This is a genomic window from Diaphorobacter sp. JS3050, from assembly GCF_013154915.1.
Taxonomy (GTDB): domain Bacteria; phylum Pseudomonadota; class Gammaproteobacteria; order Burkholderiales; family Burkholderiaceae_C; genus Diaphorobacter; species Diaphorobacter nitroreducens.
The window spans coordinates 3070290-3087383 of sequence record NZ_CP053553.1 but is presented as its reverse complement, the minus strand read 5'-3'; the positions used below and the strand labels follow the sequence as shown (position 1 = coordinate 3087383).

The following is a 17094-nucleotide window of genomic DNA, read 5'->3' as shown; positions in this document are numbered from 1 at the left end:
AATCGCATTTATTTCAAATTCTCTCACTTTCATGCCGCCGCACCCTCTTCTTTCCTTCCGCTCCAGCCTTCGTGTATGGACCTGCACGACGGCCCCCGCCCTGGCACTGCTGTGCCCGCTGGCGATGGCGGCCGAGCCTGCTCCGGCGCAACTGCCCACGGTGACCGTGCGTGCCGAGGGCGATGCCGAAGCGGCCGCGCCGCTGCGCCCCTCCGTGGCGGCGGAGCAGCAGCGCCTGGACCGCGTTCCTGGCGGGACCAACCTGGCCACTCCGCAGCAGGAGACGCGCCTGGCCACGCTGCGCGACGCCCTGGACTACCAGCCGGGCATCGTGATCCAGGACTTCTTTGGTGCCATGGACCAGCCGCGCCTGTCCATACGCGGGTCGGGCATCCAGAGCAACCCGCTGAACCGCGGCGTGCTGCTGTTGCAGGACGGACTGCCGCTGAACGACGCCGATGGCTCCTTCATCATCGGCCTGGTGGAGCCGCGCAACGCCGCGTTGGTCAGCGTGCGACGCGGTGCCAACACGCTCACCCCGGGCGCGACCACGCTCGGGGGCGAGTTGGACTTCCAGTCGCTCACGGGCGCCGACGAGCGGGGCCGCGTGCGCGCCGAGGTGGGCAGCTTCGGCCGCCAGGCGCTGCAGGGCGCCGTGGGCCTGCAGGGCGCGCAATGGGATGGGCGCATCAGCGTGAGCGGCGACCGCTACGACGGCTACCGCCACCATTCGGCGTCGCAGCGCGATGCGCTGCATGCCAACGTGGGGTTCCATGCCGCAGGCGGGTTCGAGAACCGCACCTACCTGTCGTGGACCGATCTGGACTTCGACATCCCCACCGTCGTGCCCAAGGACCGCGTGCGCACCCAGCCGCGCGGTGTGATGGGCGACGGCGCCACGCCGCAGGACCAGTTGCTCAACGTCTACCGCCGCGACCCGCGCCGTGAAGCCACGCAGCTGCGCCTGGCCAACCGCTCGCGCTGGGGTGACGATGCGCTGCGCCAGGAGCTGGGTGTCTACTGGCAGGACACGGACGACCTGTTCAACAACCAGACCAGCTACACCAACACCCGCAGCCGCACGGCAGGTGCGCAGTGGCAGGCCAGCGGGCAGACGGCCGGTCCCCTGGCCTGGCGCGCGGCGCTGGGCTGGTCGCGCAGCCGCATGGACCGCGATCTGGATGCCACCAGCCCCGTGAACGGGGCAGCGCTGCAGCGCTTTGGCGCCTATGACCTCACGGCCGACAACCTGCAGGCGCTGCTGGCGGCCGACTGGCGCCTGGCGCCGGCATGGACGCTGGTCGGTCAGTGGGGCTGGAGCCACCAGGAGCGCGACGCCGCCAGCCGCCTGGACGGCCGCACGCTGCAACAGCAGTGGAGCTTTTCCACGCCCAAAGTGGGTGTGAACTGGACGCCCACGCCGGCCGTGCGCTGGTGGGCCAACTTGAGCCGCAGCCAGGAGGCGCCCACGTTCTGGGAGATCGTCTCCGCCACCGTGGCGCCCAACGCGCCCGCGGCGGCCAGCAGCGAGCTGGTGCGGCTGGACCTGCAGCGCGCCACCACCTTCGAGGTCGGCGGGCAAGGCCGCTGGGGCGAGGGTGCCCGTGCGCTGCACTGGACGGCCGCCGTGTACCGCAGCCAGGTGGCCGGCGAACTCATGAGCACCACCGATGCCAACGGCATCAAGGTGGGCACCTACAACTACGCCGGCGGCACGCGCCACCAGGGCGTGGAGGCAGGGCTGTCGGGCAGTTGGCCGCTGGGCATGGGCGCACTCGACTGGCGTGGCTCCTGGACGTACAGCGACTTCCGCTTCAAGGACGGCATCTACGCCGGCAACCGCATCGCCGGCGTGCCGCGCCACCTGATCAATGCCGAGGTGCTGTGGCGCGTCGCCACGGGTGCGGGCGTCTGGCGCATGGGTCCCAGCCTGCGCTGGATGCCCACCGACACGCCCACCGACCACGCCAACACCGCCGGCAGCGAGCAGGACGCTTACGCGCTGCTGGGCTTCAAGCTGGAATGGAAGAGCGGCCCCTGGACGGCCTACCTGCAGGCCGACAACCTCACCGACCGGCGCTACGCCAGCAGCTATGCCATTCGCAACCAGGCCACGGCTGCGCAGCCGGGCTACCTGCCGGGCCTGGGCCGCAACGTGGCGGCGGGCGTGAGCTACCAGTTCTGAGGGAGATGCGATGCTGACGAACCCTGTGCAGTCCGTTGACCAGGGCCGCCGCCGCCTGCTGCAGACCTCGGGTGCGTTCGCGCTCGCCGGGTTGCCGGCATGGGGTGCGGCGGCTCCCGCTGCGCCTGCCGCACCTGCCGCACCTGCCGCGCCGCTGGCCCGCCTGGTGCTGGCCGGGCCGCCAGCCATCGTCTCGGCGCCCCTGATCCACATGGCCGAGAGTCAGGCGCTGGCGGGCGTGGCCGAGCGTGTGGAGTTCACCCCCTGGCGCGACCCCGACCAGTTGCGCGTGATGGCCTTGGGCCGCAAGGCGGATGTGCTGGCCATGCCCAGCAACGTGGCGGCCAACCTCTACAACCGTGGCGCGGGCGTCACGCTGCTGAGCATCTCCACCTGGGGCGCGCTGTGGATCGTCACGCGTGATGGCGCGCGGCGCACGCTGGCGGATTTTCGCGGCGAGGAAATCGCCGTGCCTTTCCGCGGCGACATGCCGGATCTGATGCTGCAACTGCTTACCGCCCGGCAGGGGCTGGACGTGCGGCGCGACTTCCGCGTGCGCTACGTGCCCACGCCCATGGAAGCCATGCAGTTGCTCATCACACGCCGGGTGCGCCATGCGCTGCTGTCGGAGCCCGCCGTGTCCCTGGCGCTGCGCAAGACGCAGTCCTTTCCCCTCGGGCTGGTGGCGCCCGAGTTGCACCGCGGCGCCGATCTGCAGCAGGAATGGGGCCGTGTGTTCCAGCGCGCGCCGCGCATCCCGCAGGCGGGTATTGCCGCCGTGGGCGCCCTGCGCGGGCAAGGCGCCGCGCTCGCGGCCGTGGACGCAGCCTATGCGCGCTCCGTCGCCTGGTGCCGTGCCCATCCCCAGGAGTGCGGCCGCATGGTGGCCGCACGCATCGACCTGCTGACCCCCGACGCCGTGGCCGACGCGCTGGCCACCAGCCAGCTGGACGCGGTGCCGGCGCAGCGGGCGCGCGCCGAGGTCGACTTCTTCTTCCAGCAACTGCTCGCGCGCGACCCTGCGCTGCTGGGCGGGCGGCTGCCCGACTCCGGTTTCTTCCACTCTCCCGCCCAGCCCCACGCCAGCAATGCGGCGCCAGCGTCCAGCCACTGCGGTCTTTCCTCAGGACGTTCATGCCACACCACTTGATCCATGTGACCCTTTGCCGTCGCCATCCGCTGGCCCTGGCCGCCTTGCTGTGCCTGTCGGGCGCTGCGCGTGCCCAGGCCGCGGCCGAGGCCCCCGCCGCCACCGCCCTGGCGCCCGTCACCGTGACCGCCACACTGACCGAGCAGGACGCCCGCACGGCGCCCGCCAGCGTCACCGTGATCACCGCGCAGGACCTCGCCGAGCGCAACGCGGCCGACCTGCTGGACGCCGTGCGCGGCGCGCCGGGCATCACCTTCAGCGCGCGCCAGGTGGGGGGGCGCAAGACGCTCGCGCTGCGCGGGCTGGAGGGCAAGCACACGCTCACACTCATCGACGGGCGGCGCATCAGCGCGAGCGACGACGTGATCGGGCATTCCGACTACCAGTACGGCTGGCTGCCGGTGTCGGCCATCGAGCGTGTGGAAATCATCCGCGGGCCGATGTCAGCGCTGTACGGGTCCGAGGCGCTGGGCGGCGTGGTCAACATCATCACGCGCAAGCCGGGCGACCGCTGGATCGGCTCGCTGGGCTTCAACGCCGCCTTCCCCGCCGGCGGCGAGGCCGCGGCCGAAGGGGGCGCCTCGCTGTTTGCGGCGGGCCCACTGAACGACCGGCTGCGCCTGTCGGTGAATGCCGAGTACGCCCACCGCGACGCCGTGGCGCAGCGCGAGGACCCGCGCTACAGCGAGATCGAGGGCCGCAAGCCGCGCAGCCTGGGGCTGAACGCCGAGCTGGACCTGGCGCCCGGCCACCGGCTGGAGGCCGGCGTGACCGATGGCGAGGAACGGCGCTTCTACGACGACGTGAGCGGCACGCGCCCCTATGCCAACCGCTATGACCTCGACCGCCGCCAGACGCACGTGGGGTGGAAGGGCGAGATAGGCGCCTGGAAGGCGCAGGCACGCGCCTACCGCAGCGAGATCAGCGTGCGCAACAGCCGCACCAACGGCGTCAGCCCCACGCGGGCGCAGGACATGACGGACGATGTGGTGGACGGCCACGCCACCACCCGCTGGGGTGGCCACCAGGTCACCGTGGGCGGCGAGTGGCGCAATGAAGAGCTGGTGAATTCCGGCCTGCTGAACGGCCGCGACGACGTGTCGCACAAGGCCCTGTTCGTGCAGGACGAGTTCGCGCTGGGCACGAACCTGCTGGCCACGCTGGGCCTGCGCGCGGACCACCATGGCATCTTCGGCTCCGAGCTGAGCCCCCGCGCCTACCTGGTGTGGGAGGCCAGCCCCGCGCTGGTGGTCAAGGGCGGCCTGGGACATGCCTTCAAGGCGCCCACGCTCAAGCAGATCTCGCCGAACTATGTGGGCGCCGAGGGGCCGCACACCTTCCGGGGCAACGCCGACATCCAGCCGGAGACCTCCAACTCCTTCGAGATCGGGGCCGACTGGCAGGTCAGCCCGGCCTGGTCGCTGCGCGCCACCGCGTTCCATACCGAGGTCAAGCAGCTCATCACCTACCGCCTGATCCAGCAGGTGGGCACGCGCCGCACCTACCTCTACGACAACGTCGACGCGGCGCGCATCCAGGGCCTGGAGGCCGGCTTCACCTGGGCCATCACGGACGCGCTGCGCTGGAGCATGGACGCCACGCTGCTGCGCACCCGCGACAAGGCCACGGGCGAGCGCCTGTCCGACCGGCCCGACACCAGCGTGGCCTCGCGCCTGGCATGGCGCGTGGCGGGCTGGGACGCGCAGCTGGGCGCCGAGTACACGGGCCGCCAGACCAGCTCCGGCCAGCGCCTGCCCGCCTACACGCTGTGGAACGCGAGCATGGGCCGCGCCTGGGCGCTGGGCGCGCACCAGCGGCTGAACCTGCGCGCCGGCCTGGAGAACCTGGGCGACCTGCGCCTGGCGGAGAAGTCCCCCGCGTTCGGCTATGCCGAGCAGGGCCGCCGCGTCTTCGTGAGTGCGCGGCTGGATTTCTGAGCTCTTTGCGCGGGCGGTATTGTTTTGATAGCTGCTTGCGCTTGATACACAAGGGTTGGAGGCCGATTTGCTTAAAAAATGGTTGATGGGCCTGATGCTGCTGCTTGCGGGCGCGGCGCAGGCGGCATCGGTGCTGTTCATTGCCACGGGCAACGTACCGGCTGGCAAGTTCCATCAGTTGACCGAGATCGCGCGCCCGCACGGGCTGACCGTGGAGGTGCGCTTCCTGGGCAGCCTGCCCGCCGACGTGGACGGCGGGCTGTGGCGCGGGCATGACGCGGTGTTCTTCGACAGCTACCTGCAGGACGAGGTGCGCGCGCGGCTCACGCGCGCGCTGCCCGCCCTGGCAGTGCCGCATGCCTGGCTGTACGACGCGCGTCCCGCCTGGGGCGGCGGCCTGCCCGAGGCCGTGGCGCAGCGGCTCGTGCGCTACTACGCCAGCGGCGGGCGCCAGAACTTCGAGGGGTTCTTCGCCACGCTGGCCGCACAGTTGCAGGGGCGCGACGCGCTGGCCGCCGCTGCGCCGCCCGTGGTGTTCCCCAAGACCGGCATCTACCACCCGCGCGCGCCGGGCCTGGTGACGGCCGACCCCGCCGCCTACCTGCGCGCGCAGGGCGTCGACCCCACGGACGGCCAGCGCCGCCCCGTGGTCGCCATCGCCCTGCACCAGCAGTACATCGCCTCGATGCAGACGGCATTCATCGACGACCTCATCGCGCGCATCGAAGCCGCCGGCGCCACGGCGCTGGCGTTCTACACGCCCATGCTCGACCCGGGCGGCGTCACGCGCGTGCTGCAGCCCGGTGGCGCGGGCACGCCGGTGCTGGCCGACGTGCTCATCAACACGCAGATCATGTTGAACGCTGACGAGCGGCGCGCCGAGTTCACGCGGCTGGGCATGCCCGTGCTGCAGGCCATGCCCTACCGGCGGGGCGACGAGGCCGCGTGGGCCGCCAGCCCGCAGGGCGTGGCCCTCATGGACGTGCCCTTCTACCTGGCCCAGGCCGAGTACGCGGGCGTGGTGGACATCCAGGTGGCCGCCGCCACGCGCGCGGGGGACGAGCAGGTCGTGCCCATCGCCGCGCAGGCCGCCGCCGTCGTCGGCAAGGCGATCAACCTGGTGGCGCTGCAGCGCAAGGCGAACGCCGACAAGCGCATCGCCGTGTTCTTCTGGAATTACCCGCCGGGGGAGAAGAACCTGTCGGCCTCGTTCCTCAACGTGCCGCGCAGCCTGCAGGCCACGCTGGCCGCGCTGCGCGGGGCGGGCTACGACACCCAGGCCGCGGACGAGCAGCCGCTGATCGCGCAGCTGCAGCGCCTGCTCGCGCCCGCCTACCGCGACGGCATGCTGGCGCCCTTGCTGCGCGATGGTCTGGCCGACCGCCTGCCGGTGCAGGAATACCGCGCCTGGCTCGCCACGCTGCCCGCGGCCACGCGCAATGCGCTGCACAAGAGCTGGGGCGCACCCGAGGACTCGTCGATGGTGGTGCGCGAAGGCGGCCAGGCGTTCTTCGTCATCCCGCGCCTCATGCTGGGCAAAGTGGCGCTGCTGCCGCAGCCGCCGCGTGGCGAAAAGTGGGCAGACAAGGAGAAGTCGCTCTACCACTCCACCAGCGCCTGGCCTTCCCACCACTACCTGGCCGTGTACCTGTGGGCGCGGCGGAACGTGGGCGATGCCTTCGTGCACTTCGGCACGCACGGCAGCCAGGAATGGCTGCCGGGCAAGGAGCGCGGCCTGGCCGTGACCGACCCCGGCATGCTGGCCGTGGGTGACGTGCCCGTGGCCTACCCCTACATCGCCGACAACATCGGCGAGGCGCAGCAGGCGCGCCGGCGCGGGCGCGCGGTGATCGTGAGCCACCAGACGCCGCCGTTTCAGCCCGCGGGGCTGCATGCGCGGCTCACCGCGCTGCACGACCTGCTGCACGCCTGGGTGGCGCAGGACGAGGGTGCGGTGAAGGAGCGCATCGCCGCCGATCTGCTGGCGGGCGCCGAGAAGCAGCGCATCGTGGCCGACATGGGCCTCACCGCCGCGCAGGCGCGCGCCGACTTCGCGGGCTTCGTCAACCAGTTGCATGCGCACCTGCACGAACTGGCCGAGACCGCCCAGCCCCTGGGCCTGCACACGCTGGGCACCGCGCCGGCCGACGCGCACCGCCTGGGCACCGTGCTGCTGATGCTGGGCCGCCCTTACTGGGAGGCGGCCGCGCGCCATGCGGGCACACCGGCCGAGGACATCGACGAAGCCCTGGTGGGCGACTACGAGCGCATGGCGCAGACCGTGCCCTACCGCCTGCTGGCGCGCCATCTGCTGGAGGGCGAAGCCGACGATGCGCTGCCCGCGCCGCTGCGACACCACATGACCCAGGCGCGGCAGTGGTGGCAGGCCATCGGCGCACAGAACGAACTGCCGGCGCTGCTCGCCGTGCTGGCGGGGCGGCACCTGCCCACGTCCTACGGCGGCGATTCGCTCAAGAACCCCGACGCCTACCCGACGGGCCGCAACCTGTATGGCTTCGACCCTTCGCGCGTGCCTACCCCGCAGGCCTGGGAGGCCGGCAAGCAGGCCGCCGAGCAGCTCATTGCCGCCTACCGTGAACAGCATGGCGGCACCGCGCCCACCAAGGTCACCTTCTCGCTCTGGTCGGTGGAAACCATGCGCCACCAGGGCATGCTGGAGGCGCAGGCGCTGTGGCTCATGGGGGTGGAGCCGGTGTGGGACCAGGGCGGGCGCGTCACCGGCGTGCGGCTGGTGCCGCGCAAGCAGCTCGCCCGTGCGCGGGTGGACGTGGTGCTGTCGGCCACCGGCCTGTACCGCGACCATTTCCCCAACGCCATGCAGCAGCTTGCGCGCGCCGCGCAGCTGGCCGCGCAGGCCGACGAGCCCGACAACCCCGTGGCGGCCAACGCCCGCGCCATCGCCCAGCGGCTGCGCGCGCGCGGCATGGCGGAGGGCGTGGCGCTGCGCGCGGGCCAGACACGCATCTTCTCTTCCGAGTCGGGCCGCTACGGCACGGGGCTGGACGACGCGGTGCTGGCCACCGACACCTGGCAGGGCAAGGCCGAGGGCGACCGCAAGCTCGCGCAGCTCTATCTCTCGCGCATGCAGTACGCCTACGGGCCCGACGAGTCCGAGTGGGGAAGCCTGCCTGCCGCGCAACGCGGCGGCAAGGACGGGACGGGCAACCTCTATGCCGAGCACCTGCGCGGCACGCAGGCCGCCGTGCTCTCGCGCAGCTCCAACACCTACGGCATGCTGACCACGGACGACCCGTTCCAGTACCTGGGCGGCATTGCGCTGGCCGTGCGCCACCTCGACGGCAAGGCTCCGCAGCTGCTCATCAGCAACCTGCGCGGGCCGGGCAGCGGGCGTGTGGAAGGCGCGGCGCAGTTTCTCGCCAAGGAGCTGGCGACGCGCCAGTTCCACCCCGGCTACATCCAGGGGCTGATGAAGGAAGGCTACGCGGGCACGCTGCAGGTGCTGGATGCCACCAACAACTTTTGGGGCTGGACGGCCGTGGCGCGTGAGATCGTGCGCGACGACCAGTGGCAGGAGATGGCCGACGTCTACGTGCGCGACAAGCACCGCCTGGGCCTGGATGCGTGGTTCGAGCAGCACAACCCGCACGCCCTGGCCCAGACCATCGAGCGCATGCTGGAGGCCGCGCGCCAGGGCTACTGGCAGGCCGATGCGCAAACGCTGCAGACGCTCAAGAGCCGCTGGCGCGACCTGTCGCGGCGCTTCGACGTGCGCAGCGACAACGCGCACTTTGCGTCCTTCGTTGCCGAGGGGGCGCCGCAGGCCGCCGCGATGGGCTTCGGCCTGCAGTCGCCTGCGCGCGCCGCGCGTCCCACGGCAACGCCAGCCGTGGCCCCGCGAGCAGCGACGGTGCCTGAGCCGCAGGCCCCGCCCGAACCGGCCCCGAACCCGTGCCGCCACCGCCCACGGTAACGGGCATGCGCCTGGCACCCGTGGAGCCGGTGCAGCCCCCCCGACCTGCGCTGGCCACGGTCGCGCTGGGGCTGCTGCTTGCGGCCATCACCGCAGCGGGCGCCCTGCGCCAGCGCCGACGCGCCCTTGTTCCATCCCATTGAACCTCGATACACCATGACCAATCCGATCGAATCGGCGATGTACGTCGCCAGCCAGCTTTTCCTCTATCCCGTGCTCATCGCCATCGCGCTGCTGTTCGTGCATGCGTTCTATGCGCTGGGGGCCTTCGCATGGCAGGCGTGGCAGCGCCACCGGGGCCAGCCCGGCGGGTTTGAACTGGCCGCCGCGCGGGCGCGCAATCCGGCGCTTTCGCTGATCGACCTGGAGGCGCTGGCCACGAAGCGGCTGGAGTTCGCCCGCATTGCCACCCGCGTGGCGCCCATGCTGGGCCTGGTGGCCACCATGATCCCCATGGGGCCTGCGCTCATGGCACTGGCCGACGGGCAACTGGCCGACGTCTCGCGCAACCTCATGGTGGCGTTCTCGGCGGTGATTCTTGCGCTGCTGGCGGCGGCCATCAGTTATGCCGTGGTCAACGTGCGCCGGCGCTGGTATGCCGTGGACCTGGCCGTCATCGAACAGGGTGCGCCGGTGCAGCCGCCCGCGCCCGCGCCCGTGCACGACCCCGTGGCCGCGCTGGCGATGGAGGGGGTGCAATGAGCCGCCTGCGCCTGCTGGACGACACGGAGACGGATGACCCCATCCTCTCGGTCGTCAACCTCATCGATGTGTTCCTGGTCATCATCGCAGCGCTGCTGCTGGCGGTGGCCAACAGTGCGGTCAATCCCTTTGGCAGCGAATCGGTCACCGTCATCAAGAACCCCGGCCAGCCCAGCATGGAGGTGATCGTGAAGGACGGCCGCAAGATCGACCGCTACCGCGCCAGCGGCGAGATCGGGGAGGGCGAGGGCGCCAAGGCCGGCGTGGCCTACCGGCTCAAGGACGGCTCCATGGTCTACGTGCCCGAGCCGGGGGAGGGCGGCTGACATGGGCCTTGCCTGGCGCTGGCTGCGCGGCATTCCCGCGTACCTCTGGAGCGGCTGGGGCGCGGCTGCCAGCCTGCTGCTGTTCGTGGCGCTGTGGGAGCTGGGCGCGGGCTTGTATGGCCCGCTGATCCTGCCCGACCCGATGACCACCTTCGCCACCCTCTGGGGCCTGGTGCAATCGGGCGTTGCCTGGCCCGAGCTGGCCGTGACCGCGCGACGTGCGCTTGCCGGCCTGCTGCTGGCGGTGACCGTGGGCAGTGCGCTGGGGCTGCTGGCGGGGCTGTCGATGACGGCCTCGATGATGGCGCGGCCCTGGGTCACGCTGCTGCTGGGCATGCCGCCCATCGCCTGGCTGGTGCTGGCCATGCTGTGGTTCGGCGCGGGGGATGGCACGCCGGTGTTCACGGTGTTCGTGGCCTGCCTGCCGGTGGTGTTCATCGGCGCGCTGCAGGGCACGCGCACGCTGGACCACCACCTCAAGGACATGGCGCGCGCCTATCGCCTGCCCTGGCGCATGCGCCTCACCGATCTGTACCTGCCGCATGTCGCGGCGTACCTCTTCCCCGCGTGGATCACGGCGCTGGGCTCGTCGTGGAAAGTGGCCGTGATGGCCGAACTGCTGGCCACCAGCGACGGCGTGGGCGCGGCGCTGGCGGTGACGCGCTCGCACCTGGACACGGGCGCATCGCTGGCCTGGATCTGCGCCGTCGTGGGCAGCCTGCTGGTGCTGGAGTACGCGCTGCTGGAGCCCATCAAGCGCGAGCTGGAGCGTTGGCGGGGAGCGGGCACATGAGCGGCCTGCAGATTGAGGCGCTGCACCACGCCTACGGGCCGGCGATGGTGTTGCAAGGCATCGATTTGCAGGTGCCACCAGGGCGCATCGTTGCGCTGGTGGGCCCCTCGGGCTGCGGCAAGACCACGCTGCTGCACCTGTGCGCCGGCTTGCTGGCGTCGCAGCAGGGCCGCATCGAGCAGCCCCTGCAGCCCACCGCGGTGATGTTCCAGCAGCCGCGGCTGCTGCCGTGGATGACCACCCGCGACAACATCGCACTGGGCCTGAAGGCGCGAGGGGCCGCGCGAGCCGAGCGCCACCGCCAGGCCGCCGAGATGGCGCAGGCCCTGGGCCTGCCGGTTGCGGCGCTGGCGCAGTACCCGGCCGAGTTGTCGGGCGGCATGCAAAGCCGTGCCGCGCTGGCGCGCGCGCTGGTACTGGCACCCGCGCTGCTGCTGATGGACGAGCCCTTTGCCGCGCTGGATGTGGGCTTGCGCAGCCAGTTGCACCAGTTGCTGCTGGCCCGGCAGGCACACACCGGCATGGCCGTGCTGCTGATTACCCACGACCTGATGGAAGCCGTTCGGCTGGCGGACGAGGTGCTGGTGATGGCCGCATCGCCGGGCCGCATCGTGGCGCGCTACCACCCGCCCGGCGCGGCGGTAGCGCGTGGCGACGCGCTGGTGCACCGCTGCGCGGCGGAGTTGCAGCAGCATCCCGCGGTGCGTGCCGCGTTCGGGTTGCCCGACAGGGCGGGCTCCGCCACGGACGCGGACGACAGCGTGGCGGCTGCGGGCACGTGGCACGCCACCGCCGCCATGGTCGGCGGGCCGCAGCGTAGTGGTTGTTGAAATTGATATGAAAAATGCCGCCAGCCATTGCAGGGAAAGCGCGAGCAGCTCCTTTTTTTGAAATGAATCACCCCGCGAACCTGCTGCGCAGCGGCCATCCCATCTGGATGTGCGGCATGCGCCCCTTCTTTGTATTGACCATGGTGGCGGCCATCGGCCTGCTGGGCTGGTGGGCCTTCGTGCTGGCGCTGGGCTGGCCCGTGCCCCGGGTGGTCGGCGGGCCGCTGGTGTGGCATGTGCATGAACTGGTCTACGGCTTTGCCATGGCGGCGGTGGCGGGCTTTGCGTTGACGGCGCTGCCGGAGTTCACCGGCAGGCCTGGCGCCACGCGAAGCCAGTTGCGCGCGCTGGTGCTGCTGTGGCTGTGTGGCCGGCTGGGGTTCTGGGTGTCAGGCCATGCCGGCGGTGTGGCGTTGTGGCTGGCGGCCGCGGCGCAGGTGGGCCTGCCGCTGGCGCTGCTGGCGGTGTTGGCACCCGCGCTGCGCAGCCCGCAAGGGCGACGGCACGGGTCGTTTGGCGTGCTGCTGCTGGCTCTGGCAGGAACGGCGGCGGGCTTCTACGCCGATGCGCTGCGCGGCATGGCGGGGCTGCGGTGGCTGCATGCGGCGCTGGGCGTGCTCATGTTGCTCATCGTGGTGGCGGTCAGCCGCATTTCGATGCGCATCGTGAACCGCGCCATCGAGCAGGTCACGCCGGGTGCTACGCCCTACGTGGCCCGCCCGCCGCGGCGCCACCTGGCGGCACTGTGCATCACGTTGTACACCGCGGCCGAGTTCCTGCGCCCGGCGAGCGCGCTGGCGGGCTGGCTGGCGCTGGCTGCCTCGGCGGCGGTCTTTCACCTGATGGGCGACTGGCATGTCGGTGCCGCTCTGTGGCGTCGGCGGTTTCCGCTGCTGCTCTACGCGATGTACGCCTGCATGGCCCTGGGCTATGGCGCGCTGGGGCTGGCGCATCTGGGTGTCCTTCCCGGTACCGCTGCAGGCCGGCACCTGATGGGCATGGGCACCGTGGGGCTGGGCATTTACGTGGTGATCGCCATTGCCGGGCGTGCCCACGCCGGACTCGCGCCGGACCCCGGGCGGTGGGTGCCCCTGGGCGCGGCCACGCTGCTGGCGGCGACGACCGTGCGTGCGGCCGCTGGCGGGATGGGCGGGGGAAGTGGCTGGCTGGCCCTGGCGGCTGCAGGTTGGTGCCTGGCCTTCCTGGCGGTTCTGTGGCGCATCGGCCCGCCGCTGTGGCGGCCGCGCAGCGATGGGCGCCACGGGTGCGATGGGCCTGAATAGGTGGGGAGGAGAAGGCCCGCATCAAGCGGGCGAAGGGGCGGGAGAGCCGGGCTGGGGTGGAGCCCAGATCGCCATGAAAAAAGCCGAATCCGCGGTGCGGATTCGGCTTGGCTGTCTTTGGTGGGCCCTGAGTGACTCGAACACTCGACCAACGGATTAAGAGTCCGCTGCTCTACCAACTGAGCTAAGAGCCCTCTCTTTTCAGAGGTGCCGCGTTGCAGCACAGCCATGGATTATGCACCATTTTTTTCGCCTCGCTGCGACATCGGCCGAAAAATTTACATCAACAGGTGCTCGCCAGCGTTGTCGCCGCCCAGGATCACGTAATTCACCTTGCGGATGTCCATGAGCTTTTTGCCGCCCGAATAGCTGATGGAGCTCTGGATGTCCTGTTCCATCTCGGTCAGGGTGTCCGCCAGCTTGCCCTTGATGGGCTCCAGGATGCGCTTGCCCTCGACGTGCTTGTACTCGCCCTTGTTGAAGTCGGATGCCGAGCCGTAGTACTCCTTGTAGAGTTCGCCGTCCACTTCCACCGTCTTGCCGGGAGACTCTTCGTGCCCGGCGAAGAGCGAGCCCACCATGACCATGGTCGCGCCAAAACGCACGCTCTTGGCGATGTCGCCGTGGCTTCGGATGCCGCCGTCGGCGATGATGGGCTTGGTGGCCACGCGCGCGCACCATTTGAGCGCCGAAAGCTGCCAGCCGCCTGTGCCGAAACCGGTCTTGAGCTTGGTGATGCAGACCTTGCCCGGGCCGATGCCGACCTTGGTGGCGTCCGCGCCCCAGTTCTCAAGGTCGATCACGGCCTCGGGCGTGCCGACGTTGCCCGCGATCACGAAGGTCTGCGGCAAGTGTTCCTTGAGGTAGCCGATCATGTCGCGCACGCTGTCGGCGTGGCCGTGGGCGATATCGATGGTGACGTACTCGGGCGCCAGGCCTTCGGCCTTGAGCTGATCGACCGTGTCGCGATCCGCCCGCTTGACGCCCAGCGAGATCGACGCGAAGCATCCGGCCGCGCGCATGTCGCGCACGAACTGCACGTTGTCCAGGTCGAAGCGGTGCATCACGTAAAAATAATCGTGCTGCGCGAGCCAGATACAGATGGTCTCGTCCACCACGGTTTTCATGTTCGCCGGCACCACGGGCAGGCGAAAGCGCCGCCCGCCCAGCTCGATGCCCGTGTCGCATTCCGAGCGGCTTTGCACGCGGCACTTGCGCGGCAGCAGCAGGATGTTGTCGTAGTCGAAGATTTCCATGAGGTTCCAAGCTCCTGTGGGTAGGCGCGGCCGACTGATTTCAGCCGCGTGGGGCGCTTGGCCTGAAGACCGGTTTCGCGGATGGACCGGTGGCTGCGGCCTCATCGAACCCCGCTGTGCGCGGGCACAAAAAACCGGGCGTCAAGAAACTTGGGCCCGGTGCGCGATTGTAGGTCTTTTGCCCGGGTTGTGGTGCTCACTCGTCCTGCGCTGCGTGCACGCAGGCGATGATGGCGCGGGTGGCGGTGCGCTCCAGCGCCTGCATGTCCGGGCCTTCAGGCGCGGCCATGCAGGCGTGGGCCACCAGGCCGTAGAGGAGGGTTTGCGCGCCCAGGGCGGCAGTGGCCGGGCTGGCTCCCTTGGGCCAGTCGCTTGCGGTCTCGATCGCGTGCGCCCAGGCCTGCACGAAGCGCTCATACATCGCGAGATAGGCCTGCAGGCTGGAGAAGTGGCGCTCCAGCAGGTAGTGCGCGGCCCACTCCCGGGGAGTGCGCTGGTGGCGCGCGAGCACGGCCCGCACGATGGCCTGCACCTTGGTGGCCAGCGGCGCGCCTTCGTGCTCGGCGCCCGCGCCGCGCAGCGCCGCCAGCAGCGCCTTGCTGCGCAGGTGCAGGCTCACGCGGGCCAGATCGTCCATGCTGCTGTAGTAGTCGTAGAAGCTGCCGATGGCCGTGCCCGCGACGAGCGAGACCTCGCGCACCGTGACGGCGGCGTAGCTGCGCCGCTCCACCAGAACCTGAACAAAGGCCTCGCGCAGGGCACGCGCGGTATGGCGCGCGCGCTCCTGCCGCGGCCTGCGGCGCGTGCCCTGCGCGGCGGCTGGCGCGCGTTTGCGCGCGGCCGGGGAAGAGGAGGTTCTGGAGGGTTTCATGGGCCGTCGAATCCGAACATGTTTCGGGGTTGTGCCGCCTAGAATTTTTCCAAGTTGCCGGCGGGTTTGCAGGGGGCTCCCGCAGACCGGCTGGAGTCTGAACAAAACCGCCATCCAGGCTGGGCCCGGCTGGCATCACAGGAGAAGCGCATGTTGGGAATCCACCCGGACAATCAGGTGCCGGAACTCAAAGACTACAACCTCTACACCAGCGACCCGCTGCTGCAGGCCGCGGTGCAGCGCGGCGGCGCACCCTGGCGCACGCCGGAACTCGAGCGCCAAGGCGCCGAGTATGGCGCGGCCGACACCTTGCGCGCAGGAGAGGAGGCCAATACGCACCTGCCCGAGCTGCACATCTATTCACCGATGGGCGCGCGCATCGACGAGGTGCGCTTTCATCCGGCGTGGCACCGCATGATGGCGATGGCCCGGCGCAACGGCATCTGCAACCTGCCGATGTTCGATGCGCGCCCCTCGGCCTGGGTGGCGTATGGCGCGTCGATCTACATGCACTGCCAGGTCGAGGCCGGCTCCACCTGCCCGAGCACGATGACCAAGGCGAGCATTCCCCTGCTGAGAAAGAACGCTCCGCTCTGGGCGCAGCTCGAATCCAAGCTCGCTTGCAACGAATACGACGCGCGCGACGTGGTGTTCACCGACAAACCCGCGCTCACCATCGGCATGGGCATGACCGAAAAGCAGGGCGGCAGCGACCTGCGCACCAACACCACCACGGCCGTGGCCGCCGGCAGCGGCGCCTGGGGCGACGAGTACCGGATCAACGGCCACAAATGGTTCTTCTCGGCGCCCATGTGCGACGGGCATCTGGTGCTGGCCAACGCACTCGAGGGCGGCCTGACGTGCTTTTTCGTTCCGCGCTGGCGCCCGGATGGCACGAAGAACGGCGTGCACATCCTGCGCCTGAAGGACAAGGTGGGCGACCGCTCCAACGGCAGCGGCGAGGTGGAATTTCATGACGCCTGGGGCGTGCGCGTGGGCGAGCTCGGGCGCGGCATCGCCACGACGGTGGAGATGGCCAGCCAGACGCGCCTCGACTGCGCGTTCGCGGGTGCGGGCCTGATGCGCCAGGCGCTGGTGCAGGCGCTGCACCATGCGCGCCACCGCTTTGCGTTCGGCAAGGCGCTGGCGGACCAGCCGGCCATGACCGTCCTGCTGGCCGACATGGCGCTGGAGGCGCAGGCCGCGCTGCTGCTGGCGATGGATCTGGCCCAGCGCCATGGCAGCGACGAAGCCGCCGACATGACGTGGCGGCGCATTCTCACCCCGGCGGCCAAGTTCTGGAACTGCAAGCGCTCGGTGGCCTTCACGGGCGAGGCGATGGAAGTCTTTGGCGGCAATGGCTACGTGGAAACCGGCCCCATGGGGCGGCTCTTCAGGCAGGCGCCGGTCAATTCGATCTGGGAAGGCTCGGGCAACGTGATGTGCCTGGATGTGCTGCGCGCCGTCTCGCGCGAGCCGCAGGCGGCGGTGCAGTTGCTGCAGGATCTGCGCGCGCAGCTGGGCGCCGAGCCGCGCGTGGCGGCGCGCCTCGATGCCCTGCAGACTGCCTTGCGCGACCCCGAGCAACTGGCGCGGCGTGCGCGCTGGTTCGCGCAGGAGCTGGTGCTGGTGGCGCAGGCCGCCCTCATGCTGCGCCATGCGAGCGCGCAGGCCGCCGCGGCCTTCGTTGCCAGCCGCTTCGGCGGCGATTGGGGCATGGTGCTGGGCGCCAACTGCGGCACCAGCGATCCGGCGGCGCTGTTGCGTGAAGCCTGGGTCGAGTGAGTGCCCGAAAGAGATTTTCATGTG

General features: G+C 70.5%; 13 protein-coding genes and 1 tRNA gene. 11 read left to right on the top strand and 3 right to left on the bottom strand.

Annotation, left to right across the window (positions count from 1 at the left end):
- Positions 1-31 precede the first annotated feature (31 nt).
- The 10 genes from HND92_RS14740 to HND92_RS14700 all read left to right on the top strand — a co-directional run bounded on the left by HND92_RS14740 (position 32) and on the right by HND92_RS14700 (position 13158).
- A complete protein-coding gene (locus HND92_RS14740) occupies positions 32-2185 on the top strand; it encodes a TonB-dependent receptor domain-containing protein (RefSeq protein WP_172208085.1) in 2154 nt (717 codons plus the stop codon).
- A 10-nt stretch (positions 2186-2195) separates the two neighbouring features.
- Entirely contained in the window at positions 2196-3335 is a 1140-nt protein-coding gene (locus tag HND92_RS14735; RefSeq protein WP_172208084.1) for an ABC transporter substrate-binding protein, read from the top strand.
- Positions 3320-5272: a TonB-dependent siderophore receptor gene (locus tag HND92_RS14730; RefSeq protein WP_172208083.1), complete on the top strand. Its 1953-nt coding sequence runs from the start codon at positions 3320-3322 to the stop codon at positions 5270-5272. The genes HND92_RS14735 and HND92_RS14730 overlap by 16 nt, the downstream gene beginning before the upstream one ends.
- 94 nt (positions 5273-5366) lie before the next feature.
- Complete coding sequence (cobN, locus tag HND92_RS14725; protein WP_253940046.1) at positions 5367-9224, top strand: cobaltochelatase subunit CobN; 3858 nt, start codon at positions 5367-5369, stop codon at positions 9222-9224.
- 5 nt (positions 9225-9229) lie between these two features.
- The gene (locus HND92_RS19400; RefSeq protein WP_253940045.1) at positions 9230-9367 is read left to right on the top strand and encodes a hypothetical protein; all 138 of its coding nucleotides are present in this window, start codon (positions 9230-9232) and stop codon (positions 9365-9367) included.
- 13 nt (positions 9368-9380) lie between these two features.
- On the top strand, positions 9381-9926 hold the full coding sequence (locus tag HND92_RS14720) for a MotA/TolQ/ExbB proton channel family protein (RefSeq protein ID WP_172208082.1): 546 nt from the start codon (positions 9381-9383) through the stop codon (positions 9924-9926).
- On the top strand, positions 9923-10252 hold the full coding sequence (locus HND92_RS14715; RefSeq protein WP_015914020.1) for a DUF2149 domain-containing protein: 330 nt from the start codon (positions 9923-9925) through the stop codon (positions 10250-10252). Before HND92_RS14720 ends, HND92_RS14715 begins: the two co-directional genes overlap by 4 nt.
- Before the next feature lies 1 nt (position 10253).
- A complete protein-coding gene (locus tag HND92_RS14710; protein ID WP_015914019.1) occupies positions 10254-11045 on the top strand; it encodes an ABC transporter permease in 792 nt (263 codons plus the stop codon).
- Entirely contained in the window at positions 11042-11875 is an 834-nt protein-coding gene (locus HND92_RS14705; protein WP_047349832.1) for an ATP-binding cassette domain-containing protein, read from the top strand. The genes HND92_RS14710 and HND92_RS14705 overlap by 4 nt, the downstream gene beginning before the upstream one ends.
- A gap of 62 nt (positions 11876-11937) precedes the next feature.
- Positions 11938-13158: an NnrS family protein gene (locus HND92_RS14700; protein WP_172208081.1), complete on the top strand. Its 1221-nt coding sequence runs from the start codon at positions 11938-11940 to the stop codon at positions 13156-13158.
- 118 nt (positions 13159-13276) lie between these two features.
- Here HND92_RS14700 and HND92_RS14695 read toward each other — a convergent pair.
- The 3 genes from HND92_RS14695 to HND92_RS14685 all read right to left on the bottom strand — a co-directional run bounded on the left by HND92_RS14695 (position 13277) and on the right by HND92_RS14685 (position 15285).
- Positions 13277-13352: transfer RNA gene (locus HND92_RS14695), tRNA-Lys, on the bottom strand.
- An 84-nt stretch (positions 13353-13436) separates the two neighbouring features.
- Positions 13437-14414, bottom strand: coding sequence for a GMP reductase (locus HND92_RS14690; protein WP_172208080.1), 978 nt, complete (start codon positions 14412-14414; stop codon positions 13437-13439).
- 196 nt (positions 14415-14610) lie between these two features.
- Complete coding sequence (locus HND92_RS14685; protein ID WP_172208079.1) at positions 14611-15285, bottom strand: TetR/AcrR family transcriptional regulator; 675 nt, start codon at positions 15283-15285, stop codon at positions 14611-14613.
- A 150-nt stretch (positions 15286-15435) separates the two neighbouring features.
- Here HND92_RS14685 and HND92_RS14680 point away from each other — a divergent pair, with 150 nt between their 5' ends.
- Positions 15436-17070, top strand: coding sequence for an acyl-CoA dehydrogenase family protein (locus HND92_RS14680; protein ID WP_172208078.1), 1635 nt, complete (start codon positions 15436-15438; stop codon positions 17068-17070).
- Positions 17071-17094 lie beyond the last annotated feature (24 nt).